This window comes from Lentzea sp. JNUCC 0626 (assembly GCF_043632865.1).
In the GTDB taxonomy this organism is placed as follows: domain Bacteria; phylum Actinomycetota; class Actinomycetes; order Mycobacteriales; family Pseudonocardiaceae; genus Lentzea.
In genome coordinates this window covers 2,965,883-2,979,529 of sequence record NZ_CP171635.1, presented here as the reverse complement: position 1 = coordinate 2,979,529, position 13,647 = coordinate 2,965,883, and the positions used below count along the sequence as shown (strand labels likewise).

1 protein-coding gene is annotated in these 13,647 nt (G+C 70.7%); it reads left to right on the top strand.

Going from position 1 to position 13,647, the window contains the following annotated elements:
* Positions 1–24 precede the first annotated feature (24 nt).
* Positions 25–13,635 (top strand): amino acid adenylation domain-containing protein, encoded by a 13,611-nt coding sequence (locus JNUCC0626_RS13255; RefSeq protein ID WP_394620024.1) that lies wholly within the window; start codon positions 25–27, stop codon positions 13,633–13,635.
* Positions 13,636–13,647 lie beyond the last annotated feature (12 nt).

Genomic DNA, 13,647 nt, shown 5'->3' with positions numbered 1-13,647 from the left:
GCGCCCGAAAAAGGTTGGACGGCGATGACGTTCCCCGGCACCGTGCCCGGCACAACCCCAGCACCTGGTCCGCTCCTGTCCGCGCAACACGACACCGTGATCGGCCTGTTCGCCGCGCAGGTCCGCCGTGCCCCGGCCGTCACCGCGCTGGTCGACCGGGACCGCGAGCTCAGCTACGCGGAGTTGGACGCCGAGTCGGACGTGGTCGCGCGGCGCCTGGTGGAGTTGGGGATCGGGCCGGAGCGGCTCGTGGGCGTGCTGGCGGAGCGCTCGGCGGAACTGGTCGTCACCCTGCTCGGAGTGCTGAAGGCCGGTGGTGCCTACGTGCCGCTCGACGCTCGCGCGCCGGACGAACGGATGAGGACCGTCCTCGCTGAGGCAGGCGTGTCGGTGCTGGTGATCGACGAGACGTGGCGGACCGTCGGAGGTCGCGTCCACGACGGCCATCTGCTGGTCGTGGGCGCCGAACAACGCGAAACCTCGGCTGCGCTCGACGTGACCGTCGACCCGGAGAACCTCGCCTACGTCGTGTTCACCTCCGGATCGACGGGGGTGCCGAAGGGAGTGGCGGCACGTCACCGCGACGTGGTGGACCTCGCGCGCGACGCGCGCTTCGCCGGAGGTGCGCACGACCGCGTCCTGATGCACTCGCCGGTGGCGTTCGACGCGTCCACCTACGAGGTGTGGGTCCCTCTGCTCACGGGCGGTCGCGTCGTGATCGCGCCTCCCGGTGACGTGGACGGGCCGGTGCTGCGGGACGCGATCGGCGGCCAGGGCGTGACCGGACTGTTCCTGACCTCCGGACTGTTCCGGGTGCTGGCGCAGGACGATCCCGCTTGCCTGGCCGGTGCACGGGAGGTCTGGGCGGGCGGAGACGTGGTGCCCGCCGCGGCGGTGCGGCGGGTGCTGGACGCCTGCTCCGGCACCACCGTGGTCGACGTCTACGGTCCGACCGAGACCACCACCTTCGCCACCTCTCACCCTTTGCCGGACGTCCACGCGGTACCCGAGGTGCTCCCGATCGGTACGGCACTGGACGGCGTTCGGCTGCACGTCCTGGACGACGACCTCACCCCGGTGGCGGAAGGTGAGACCGGAGAGCTCTTCATCGCGGGCACGGGTCTCACGCGCGGTTACCTCAACCGGCCCGCGTTGACCGCAGATCGGTTTCTGGCAGACCCCCTCGGGCCGCCGGGACAGCGGATGTACCGCACCGGTGACCTGGTTCGGAGGACGGCGGAAGGGACGATCGACTTCATCGGCCGTGCGGACGACCAGGTGAAGGTCCGGGGCTTCCGGATCGAGACCGCCGAGATCGAGGCCGTGCTGCACCTGCACCCGCAGATCGAGCAGGCCGCCGTACTGGCGCGAGAGGACCGCACCGGGACCAAGCGGCTGGTCGCCTACGTCGTCGCTGCGGACAGGCCGTCGGACGATGACCTCCGCGCCGTCGTTCTGCGTTCGTTGCCCGACTACATGGTGCCGTCGGCGTTCGTGATGCTGGACAGCCTTCCGTTGAACGCCAACGGGAAGGTCGATCGTCGCGCCCTGCCCGAGCCTGACTGGGCGGTCTCCCGGCCGACCGGGCGGATCGCCCCTCAGACACCTGCCGAGCACGCCGTCGCGGCGGTGTGGGCCGAGGTGCTCGGCGCGGAACCCGATCAGGTCGGAGCGCAGGACGACTTCCTGACGATGGGCGGGGACTCCATCCAGGCGCTCAGGGCGGTCTCCCGGCTTCGCACGGCGCTGGACGTGTCACTGTCCACAAAGGATCTGCTGGACGCTCGGACGGTGGCCGGTCTCGCGGAGTTGATCACCGGAAGGACGCCGATCGCCGAGGACGAGCGGATCGTCTCCGTCACGGTCGACGAGCCCGTTCCGCTGTCGCCGGCCCAGCAACGGTTGTGGCTCCTGCATCGGCTCCATCCTCAGGCCACCGACTACAACACCGGTGTCGGCCTGCGGCTACGAGGCCCGCTCGACCTCGTCGCTCTGCGCACCGCGCTGGACGGCCTGGTCCAGCGGCACGAGACCATGCGGACCACCTTCGACGAGGTCGACGGTCAGGGCGTTCAGGTCGTCGCTCCACAAGGGACGGTTCCGCTGCGTGTGGAGGACCTGTCCGGAGCCGCGGACGACACGCTGGACCGGCTGTTCACCGAAGAGCTGACCACGCCGTTCGACCTGCGAGTCGGACCGCTCGTGCGCGCCGTGCTCGCCAAGGTGGCCGGCGACGACCACGTCCTCCTGCTCAACCAGCACCACATCATCACCGACGGCTGGTCCGTGCGCATTCAGGTCGACGACCTGATCGAGCTGTACCGGTCCGCCGTCCGAAGAAGTCCAGCCGATCTCACGCCGGCACCCACGCGCTACACCGACTTCGCGGTGTGGCAGCGCCGCCGCCTCGACTCCGGCACGAGCGACGACCTGGCCCACTGGCGACGAGCGCTCGCCGACCTGGAGCCTCTCGACCTGCCCACCGATCGCCCTCGACCCTCTCAGCGCACCACCGCCGGTGCGGTGCACCGCGAACCGCTGCCCGCCGGTCTGGTGAACCGCCTGACCGCGATCGGACGCGATCGCGGCACCACCCTGTTCACCACGCTGGCGGCCGCCGTGCAGGTGCTGCTCGCGCGCTACACCGGCCGGCGCGACGTGGCGGTGGGCACCGCCTCCGCCGGTCGGGGCAGACCGGAACTGGACGACCTGGTCGGCTTCTTCGTCAACACCCTGGTGATCCGGTCCACGGTGGATCCGGACCTGACGTTCGACCGGTTCCTCGCCGACGTCCGGGAGACCGTGCTCGACGCGTTCGCCCACGACGAACTGCCCTTCGACCGAGTCGTGGACGCGGTGCGACCTGGCCGCGACCCGAGCAGCGCCCCTCTCGTCCAGGCACTCGTGGTGCTTCAGCAGGAGATGGTGCGATCGGCCTCGATCGACGACCTGCACATCGACGAACACCACCTGCCCCGACCTAGGGCGCGGTTCGAACTGCTGGTGGAGTTCTGGCCGAGGGACGGCTCGCTGGACCTCACCCTCGAGTACAACACCGACCTCTGGGACCCCACCACGATTCGGCGGATGGCCGGTCATCTCAAGGTTCTGCTCGCGGGCGTCGCCGCCGATCCCGGCGCACCGATCGGCTCGCTCGCACTGCTCGGGCCGGACGAACGGCACCAGGTTCTCGACACCTTCAACGGCACCGCTCACGACAGGCCGCCGGTCGCGATCACCGACCTCTTCTCCGAACAGGTCCGGCGCACGCCTGACGCCGACGCCGTCATCGCCGCCGACGAGGTGACCACCTACGCGGAACTCGACGCGCGTGCGAACCACCTCGCCCACCGCCTGCTGGAGTTCGGGGTCGGCGTCGAGGAGCCGGTGGCCCTGCTGCTGAGCCGCTCGGCGGAGATCGTGCTCGCCGAACTGGCCGTGCTCAAGGCGGGTGGCGTGTACGTCCCCCTGGACACCAGGGCACCCGCCGAGCGACTGGCGTTGCTGCTCAAGGAGAACGGCGCCCGGATCGTCCTCACGGATCAGACCTGGAGCGCCGTCGCGGAGCAGGTCCACGAAGGCCTCGTGGTCGTGGTCGACGAGGAGAGCCCGGCCACGAGGTCGAGCACCGACCCCGGCGTGGTCGTGCGCCCGGACAACCTGGCCTACGTGATGTACACGTCGGGATCCACCGGTGTGCCCAAAGGTGTGGCCGTCCGGCACCGCGACGTGACCGATCTCGTCCGGGATCAGCGGTTCTCCTGCGGGGCGCACGACAGGGTGCTGTTGCACTCCGCCCCTGCGTTCGACGCCACCACGTACGAGCTGTGGGTGCCGCTCCTGCGCGGCGGCACCGTGGTGGTCGCTCCCGAGGGAGAACTCGGCCCTGACCGGATTCGCGATCTGGTCACGCGGCACCGTCTCACCGCCGTGTGGCTGACCGCGGGGTTGTTCCGCGTGATCGCGCAGGACGATCCGGGCTGCCTGTCCGGCCTGCGCGAGGTGTGGACCGGCGGGGACGTCGTGCCAGCGCCGGCGGTGCGGCGAGTGCTGGCCGCGTGCCGGGGGATCGTTGTCGTCGACGGATACGGCCCCACCGAGACCACCACGTTCGCCACCTCCCACCGCATGCCCGATGCCGACGCTGTCGGGGACGTGGTGCCGATCGGCCAGCCGTTGGACGGCATGAGCGTCCGTGTGCTCGACGAGTCTCTTTCGCCCGCGCCGATCGGAATTCCCGGCGAGCTGTTCATCGCGGGTGACGGCCTGGCGCGTGGCTACGCCGGCCGACCTGGCCTGACCGCGTCGCGGTTCGTCCCCGATCCCTTCGGCGAGCCGGGGGAGCGGATGTACCGGACGGGCGACCTGGTCCGGTGGCGGGACGACGGCACGGTGGAGTTCGTCGGCCGGACCGACGACCAGATCAAGATCCGCGGGTTCCGCGTCGAGCCCGGCGAGGTCGACACGGCGTTGTCCGCACACGACGGCGTAGCCCAGTCGGTGACGTCCGTGCGCGTCGATGACCACGGCCGCAAACACCTGGTCGCCTATCTGTCCTTCGTGGACGAACCGGTCGAGGTCGCCGAGCTGAAGGAGTTCCTCGGCCGCCGGCTGCCGGACTACCTCGTGCCCCACGCGATCGTCGTCGTGGACGCGTTGCCGCTCAACGCCAGCGGCAAGGTCGACCGGGCCGCCCTCGCGGAGCTGCCGTGGTCCGTCGAGTCCTCGGGGCACGTCGTGCCTGCCGACGGGCCGGAGACGGTGCTGGCCGGGATCTGGGCCGAGCTGCTCGGCGTGGACCGGGTCGGAGCGCGGGACAACTTCTTCGAGCTGGGCGGCGACTCCATCCTCAGCATCCAGGTCGTGTCCCGCGCTCGCCGGGCAGGACTCGCCCTCGCCGCCGGAGACCTGTTCCGGCACCCCACCGTGGCGGCCCTCGCGGCCGTGGCCGACGCCGTCACCATCGAGGAGGCGGAGCAGGGCACGGTTTCCGGCGACGTGCCGCTCACCCCGGTGCAGCGGTGGCTGTTCGCCACCAATCCGGACCATCCCGAGCACTTCGCCCAGTCACTACTCGTCGAGTTGGTCGACGACGTGGATCTCGGCGCCCTGCGTCAGGCCTTGGCCGCGCTCGTGCAACACCACGACGCGCTGAGGATGCGGTTCGAGCGCACGGACTCCGGCTGGCGGCAGCACAACGCGGCGGTGGAGCGAGCCGACGTTCTGGTGGCGCGTTCCTCGACGGTGTTCGACCTCGGCGCCGGACCGTTGCTCGAAGCCGTGCTGGACGGGCATCTTCTGCGCCTGTCCGTGCACCACCTGGTCGTGGACGGCGTTTCGTGGCGCATTCTGATGGAGGACCTCGTCACCGCCTACGACCAGGCGGCACGGGGCGAGCCCGTCCGCCTGGGAGCCAAGACCACCTCGTTCAAGGACTGGTCGCACCGGTTGTCCCGGTACACCGCCGAGGGCGGGTTCGAGGACGAGCGGGCCCACTGGGATGCCGTGGCGGAAGCGGATTCCGAGCTGCCGATCGACCACGACGGGCCCAACACCGCCGGGTCGACCCGCCTCGTGTCGGTCCGGCTCGACGAGCAGACCACCAGAGCGTTGCTGCAGGACGTCCCCGGTGCGTACCGCACGCAGATCAACGACGTGCTGCTGAGCGCGATCGGACGCGTTCTGGCTGAGTGGACCGGGCGGCGCCGGGTACCGGTGGACCTCGAGGGCCACGGCCGCGAGGACCTGCTCGACGGCGTCGACCTCTCACGCACGGTCGGATGGTTCACGACGATCTTCCCCGTCGCGCTGGACGTCCCAGAGGGCGACTGGGGTGTGGTGCTGAAGTCGGTCAAGGAGCAGCTGCGCGCGGTGCCCCGCAAGGGAATCGGGCACGGCGCCCTGCACGAGCCCGGCCCCGGTGGTCCGTCGATCAGCGTCAACTACCTCGGCCGGATGGACTGGCACGCCGTAGAAGGCGGCCTGCTGCGCGGCGTGCGTGGTGGTCTGGAACTGGACAGCGCGCCGGAAGCCCCGCGGCCCCATCTGCTCGACGTCGTCGGCGCGGTAGACCACGGCTGTCTCGACCTCACCTGGTACTTCAGCGATCAGGTCCACGACGAGTCGACCGTCCGGGGGCTGGCCGAGGCGGCGGGGGAGGCGTTGCGCGAGATCGTGGCGCACTGCGCGCGGCCGGGAGCCGGCGGTCGCACTCCGTCGGACTTCCCGCTGGCACGGCTGGACCAGACCGCGATCGACCGGCTGGTCGGCGACGACGTCGAGGACGTCCACGCCCTGACGCCCATGCAGGCGGGCATGATCTTCCACAGCCTGGTCGACGGCGCGACCTCCGGCGCGTACTTCAACCAGGTGCGGTTCAGGCTCACCGGGGTCACCGACGCAACGGCGCTCGGTCAAGCCTGGCAACGGGTGGTGGACCGCAACGCCGTGCTGCGGGGCGAGGTGGCGTGGGAGGGGCTGCCCGAGCCGTTGCTGCTCGTGCGCCATCGCGTCTCTCTGCCCATCACCTACCTCGACTGGCGAGACCTCGACACCGAGGAGGAGCTGCGAGACCTGCTGGCCCGCGACCGCGCCGCCGGCGTGGATCTCGGCACCGCGCCGTTGATGCGCGTGACCATCGCACGGTTGGCGGATCACGAGGTCCAGGTGCTGTGGACGTTCCACCACGTCCTGCTGGACGGGTGGAGCGCGGCGCAGCTGTTCACGGAGGTGTGCGAGCACCACGCGGCCATCACGCGTGGCGCGCCCGGTCCCGCCGTTGCCCGGCCGCCGTTCCACGAGTACCTGCGCTGGCTCGACAGGCAGGATCGCGGTGAGGCCGAACGGTACTGGCGCCGCGTGCTCGACGGGTTCGGCGAGACCACCCCGCTGCCCTATGACCACCAGCCCGTCGAGGCCCACCGCGCCGAGTCCGGAGGCACGGTCCGCTTCGAGCTGACGCCGCAGAGCACCGAACGGCTGCGTGCGGCGGCCCAGCGCCACGGCCTGACGATGAACACCGTCGTGCAGGGAGCCTGGGCATTGTTGCTCGCCCGCTACAGCGGCACCTCCGACGTCGTCTTCGGCACCACCGTCTCGGGCAGGCCCGCCGACCTCGCCGGCGTCGAGTCGACGGTGGGGATGTTCATCAACACCGTGCCCACGCGGGTCGCCGTCGACCGCGGCCGCGACCAGCTGTCGTGGCTGCGCGATCTGCAGGCCGACCAGGCCGAGGCACGTCACTTCGAACACCTGCCTCTCGCACAACTGCGTGCCTGGAGTGCTCTGCCCGGCGGAGCCAGCCTGTTCGACAGCATCGTGGTGTTCGAGAACTACCCGTTCGACGAGGACGCCATGGCCGTCCACGGCCTGAGGCTGCACGACGTGCGAGCGGACGAGCCGACGAACTACGCGCTCACGGTCGTGGTGTCACCCGGCCCGCGGCTCGTCGTCGAGATCGATCACGACCCGAGCCTGTTCGACGAGCCGACCGTGGAACGGCTGGGACGCCATCTGGGGATGCTGCTGGACGACGTGCTGGTCGATCCGGCACTGCCCCTGAACGAGCTCCGGACGCTCGACGAGACCGAACGCGAGCAGGTCCTGGTCGAGTGGAACCCCACCGGACGGGACTCCCCGGTGGCCACGCTGCCCCGGTTGTTCGCCGAGCAGGTCTCCCGCACACCGGAGGCCGTCGCGGTCACCTGCGAGGGCGAGCACCTGACTTACGCCGAGCTCGACGCTCGCGCCAACCGGTTGGCACACCTGCTGGTCGAGCGCGGAGCGGGTCCCGAGAAGTACGTGGCACTGCGGTTGCCGCGCTCCGCCGACCTGGTGGTGGCGGTGCTGGGGGTGCTGAAGTCCGGCGCGGCCTACCTGCCGATCGATCCGTCGTACCCGGCGGAGCGGATCGCGGGCATGGTCGAGGACACCGGGCCGGTCGCCGTGCTGACGGAGTTGCCGGACCTGTCCGGATGGCCTGCTACGGCACCGGAAACATCGCTGTGCCCGGAGAATCCCGCCTACGTCATCTACACCTCCGGTTCCACGGGCCGGCCCAAGGGCGTGGTCGTGCCGCACGCCAACGTCGCCCGGTTGTTCACGGCCACCGACGCGTGGTTCGGGTTCGGCTCCGACGACGTGTGGACGTTGTTTCACAGCTACGCCTTCGACTTCTCGGTGTGGGAGCTGTGGGGACCGTTGCTGCACGGCGGCAGGCTCGTGGTCGTGCCGCACGAGATCTCCCGGTCGCCTGCGGAGTTCGCGGCACTGCTGGCGCGCGAGCGGGTGACGGTGCTCAACCAGACGCCGTCGGCGTTCTACCAGCTCATCGCCGAACGACCGACGGGGCTGTGCCTGCGGTACGTCGTTTTCGGGGGCGAGGCGCTGGACGTGCGCAAGCTCGCCTCCTGGGACGGCCCCGGCGAGCTGGTCAACATGTACGGCATCACCGAGACCACCGTCCACGTCACGTGGACGCCGGCCGACGGCACGATCGGCGAACCCATCCCGGACTTGCGCGTGTACGTCCTCGACGAGGACCTGCGGCCCGTACCTCCCGGTGTCGTCGGTGAGATGCACGTGGCGGGAGCGGGACTGGCGCGTGGATACCTCAACCGGCCAGGACTCACCGCGTCCCGGTTCGTCGCCGATCCGTTCGGCGAGCCCGGCGCCCGCATGTACCGCACCGGCGACCTCGCCCGCTGGAAGAACGGCAGGCTCGACTACCTCGGCCGCGCCGACCACCAGGTCAAGATCCGCGGCTTCCGCATCGAACTCGGCGAGATCGAGGCCGCGCTCGAAGCACACGCCGACGTGAGGGCGGCAGCGGCCGACGTCCGCGAACACGCTGGGCGCAAGGTGATCGTCGGATACGTCGTCGGCGGTCCGGCCACCGATCTGCGGGACCACCTGTCCCGGACGCTGCCGGACCACATGGTGCCCTCGGCGTTCGTGCGCCTGGACCGCCTTCCCCTGACCGGCAACGGCAAGCTCGACCGAAAGGCGCTGCCCGCACCCGAGTGGGAGATCACCGGCGCCCGGCACGTGGAACCTCGAACCGAAGCCGAGCGCGTTCTCGCGGACGTCTGGGCCCAGGTGCTGGGGCTCGACCGGGTCGGCGTCGAGGACGACTTCTTCGAGCTCGGTGGCGACTCGATCATCAGCATCCAGGTCGTGTCGCGCGCACGGCAGGCCGGATACCGCCTGGTGCCCAGGGATCTGTTCTCCTGCAGGACGGTGGCGGCACTCGCCGCGGCCGCGTCCACCGACGCACCCGGAGAGAGCGTGTCGCAGGAGCCGGTGGTCGGTGAGGTCCCGCTGACGCCGATCCAGCGCTGGTTCCTCGACGCGGAACCGCCGCGCCCGGAGCACTTCGACCAGTCTGTTCAGATCGAGTTCGCCGACGAGATCGACGTCGAGGCGTTGCGGAAGGCGTTGGCGGCTCTGGTGGAGCACCACGACGCGCTGCGCATGCGGTTCGAGCGCACGGAATCCGGCTGGCGACAGCACAACGCTCCCGTCGGCCCGGCCGACGTGCTGTCCGGAGTGGACGGAGGGTTCGACCTCTCCGGGGGAGTGCTCCTGCGCGCCGCGGCGACCGGTGCTCGCCGAGTGCAGATCACCGCACACCACCTCGTGGTGGACGGTGTCTCGTGGCGGGTGTTGCTGGAGGACCTGGAAACCGCCTACCTGCACGCCGTGCGGGGCGAGGAAGTCGTTCTCGGAGCGAAGACCACGTCGTTCCGGGAGTGGTCGTCGCGGCTGGCCGGCCACATCGCCGCCGGTGGCTTCGACGACGAGTCCGGCCACTGGGCGGGTGTCACCGGTGATCCCGGGGTGCCCACCGACCGCCACGGGACCGGCACGACCGGTTCCGTGCGCGGCGTAGTGGCCGAGCTGGACGTGGACCAGACCCGTGTCCTGCTGCAGGACGTGCCTGCCGTGTACCGCACGCAGATCAACGACGTCCTGCTGAGCGCACTCGGCCGCGTCCTGGCCGGCTGGACGGGTCGCAGCCGTGTCCTGGTCGACCTGGAGGGGCACGGCCGCGACGGCGACTTCCTCGACGGCGTCGACCTCTCCCGCACGGTCGGCTGGTTCACCTCGGTGTTCCCGGTGGCGCTGGAGGTACCGGGCGGCGACTGGGGCGAGGTGCTGAAGACGACCAAGGAGCGGCTGCGCGCGGTGCCCCGGCGCGGCATCGGCCACGGCGCGGCACATCGCACCCCCGGTCCGGCGGTGGCGTTCAACTACCTCGGGCAGTTCGACGGGGTGGCGAGCGGGGCCGTGTTCCGGACGGTCGGCGGGCTGACCGCCGACGCGGACCCCGACACGCCCCGGCCACACCTCCTCGACGTCGTCGGTGCCGTGGAGGACAAGCGGCTCCGGCTGACGTGGTACTTCAGCGAGGACACGCACGACGAGTCGACGGTGCGGCACCTGGCCGACGCCATGACGACGGCGTTGAAGGAGATCGTCGAGCACTGCGCGCTGCCGGAGGCCGGTGGTCGCACGCCGTCCGACTTCCCGTCGGCGGGCCTGGACCAGGCGACGGTGGACCGCCTCGTCGGAGACGGCCGGGACGTCGAGGACGTCTACCCGTTGACGCCGATGCAGGCGGGCATGCTCTTCCACAGCCTCTCCCACGGCCACGAAGGCCTCTACACCGAACGGATCTCGTTCGTCCTCGACGGCGTCACCGACGTCGGTCTGCTGGCCCGCGCCTGGCGGGAGGTGGTCGCCCGGACACCGGTTCTGCGCAGCCACGTCGTGTGGGAGGGCGTCGACCGGCCGTTGCAGGTGGTGCGCCGCGAGGTCGACCTGCCGATCTCCGAGACGCTCGACTCCGCCGACCTGGATCTCGGGGCCGCACCGTTGATGCGGTTGGCGTTGACCCCCGAGTCGGACACGGCGGTCCGGGTCGGCTGGACGTTCCACCACGTGCTGCTCGACGGGTGGAGCACGTTCCAGGTGCTGAGCGACGTCCTCACCTGCTACGCCGCTTTCCACGTCGGCCACGAACCCGAACTGCCCGTCCGGCGCCCGTTCGGCGACCACCTGCGCTGGCTGTCCACTCAGGACCCCGGCGAGGCGGAAGCCCATTGGCGGCAGGTGCTGCGCGGGTTCGAGGCACCTACGCCACTGCCGCTGGACCGGTCCGCCGAACCAGGCCACGCCACCCGTTCCGCGGCGTGGACCACCGTGACGCTGCCCGGCGGTGCGCTGCGCGACTTCGCCCAGCGCAACGGCTTGACGCTCAACGCCCTGGTGCAGGGCGCGTGGGCACTGCTGTTGTCGCGCTACAGCGGGCAGACCGACGTGTGCTTCGGTTCCACGGTGTCCGGCCGCCCCGCCGACCTGCCCGGCGCGGACGCCATCACGGGCATGTTCATCAACACGTTGCCCGTGCGCACCGAGGTCGTGGAGGACGAGCCCGTCGCGGTGTGGCTGCGGCGGCTGCAGGCGGATCAGGCCGACGCCCGGCGGTTCGAACACGTCTCACTCGCGGATCTGCACGCCTGGAGCGGGACCGAGCTGTTCACCAGCATCCTGGTGTTCGAGAACTATCCGGTCGACGAGGCCGCGGCACACGGCGTCACCGTGCGCGACCTCGACGCCGTGGAGACGACCAACTACCCGCTCAGCGTGGGCGTTCGTCCCGGTGCGGAGCTGGAGATCCGGGTGAGCTACGACCCGGCGCTGTTCGACCGCACCACCGTTGAGCGCATTGCCGAACACCTGACCACCGCCCTGGCCGGTCTGACCGCCGACCCCGGCCGTCCGCTGGGGGAGATCGACGTCCTGAGCGACGCCGACCGCCGGCTGGTGCTCGCCGAGCGCCATGGCTCCAGCGGCCACGAAGCCACGATCACCGAGCTGTTCGCCGCGCAGGCCGATCGTGGGCCTGAGGCGACGGCCGTCGTCGCTGCCGGTATCTCGCTCACGTACTCGGAGCTGGACCGTCGCGCGAATCGCTTGGCACATCGGCTGATCGCAGACGGCGTGCGTCCAGAAGACCGGGTGGGGCTGTTGCTGCGCCGGTCCGCCGACGTGGTGGTGGCCGTGCTCGCGGTGCTCAAGGCGGGCGGTGCCTACCTGCCGCTGGACGAGCGGGCTCCTGAGGAGCGCCGCCGTCTTGTCCTGGAGCAGGCCGGATGCCGGATCCTGATCACGGATCGCGATGTCGCCGTGGGCGATCACGTCGTCGTGCTCGACTGCGATCCGGGCGATGGCCGGGAGGACCGACCCGATGTGGCCACGTACGCGGACGGACTCGCGTACGTCGAGTTCACGTCCGGGTCGACTGGCACGCCCAAGGGGGTGGCCGTTCGGCATCGCGACGTGGCGGCTCTGGCGCTGGACTCGCGTTTCGACGGCCCGGCCCACCACACGGTGCTCGTGCACTCCCCGCTGGCGTTCGACGCCTCCACCTACGAGCTGTGGGTGCCGCTGCTGCGCGGCGGGCGTGTGGTCGTCGCTCCTCCTGAAGACCTCGACGCGGCCAAGCTCCGGGAGTTGATCGAGGAACACGGCGTGAGCTCGCTGTGGCTCACCGCGGGTCTGTTCCGCGTGCTGGCTCAGGACTCTCCGGAGTGCTTCGCGGGCGTGGCGGAGGTGTGGACCGGCGGTGACGTCGTGCCCGCCGCTGCGGTTCGTCGTGTGATGGAGGCCTGTCCAGGCCTGGTCGTGGTCGACGGGTACGGACCGACCGAGACCACGACCTTCGCGAGCACCTACCGGATGACCGATCTGGATCACGTGCCCGACACCGTGCCGATCGGCACACCGTTGGACGGGATGTCGGCCTACGTGCTGGACGGTCGGCTGCGCCCGGTTCCGGTCGGCGTGCCCGGCGAGCTGTACCTCGCGGGCGCCGGTCTGGCCCGCGGCTATCTCGACCGGCCCGGTCTGACGGCTTCCCGGTTCACGGCCTGTCCTTTCAGGACACCGGGGGAGCGGATGTACCGCACCGGTGACGTCGTGCGGTGGCTGCCGACGGGCGTGCTGGAGTTCGCCGGCCGGGCCGACGACCAGGTGAAGCTGCGCGGGTTCCGGATCGAGCTCGGAGAGGTGGAGGCGGTGCTCGGCCGTCACCCCGACGTCGGTGGACTCGTCGTGGTGGTCCGGGAAGACCAGTCGGGTGGCAAACAACTCGTCGCCTACCTGGTTCCGGCCGATGCCGGTCGCGTGCTGGACGCGGCCGAGATCTCCGCGTTCGCCGCGCGAAGCCTGCCCGACTACATGGTGCCCCCGGTGTTGGTCGTGCTCGACGCGTTGCCCTTGAGCGCCAACGGAAAGGTCGACCGAGCTGCGCTGCCGGTCCCGTCCGCTCCCGTGCCCGCCGACCGGTACGTGCCGCCCTCGACCGACACGGAAGAGGTGATGGCCGGGATCTGGGCGGACGTCCTCGGACTGGAGCGGGTCGGCGTCGAGGACGACTTCGCCGCACTCGGCGGTGACTCGATGCGCAGCCTGCTGGTCGCGTCCCGCTGCCGGGCCGCCTTCGACGTCTCGCTCACCCCGCACGACGTCCTCACCGCCCGCACGGTCGCCGAACTGGCGGGGCTGGTCGAGGAGAAGGTCCTGCTCGAACTCGAACGAGTCGCCTTCGACGGCGCCCACCCCGACCTGTGAGGAGACACCACA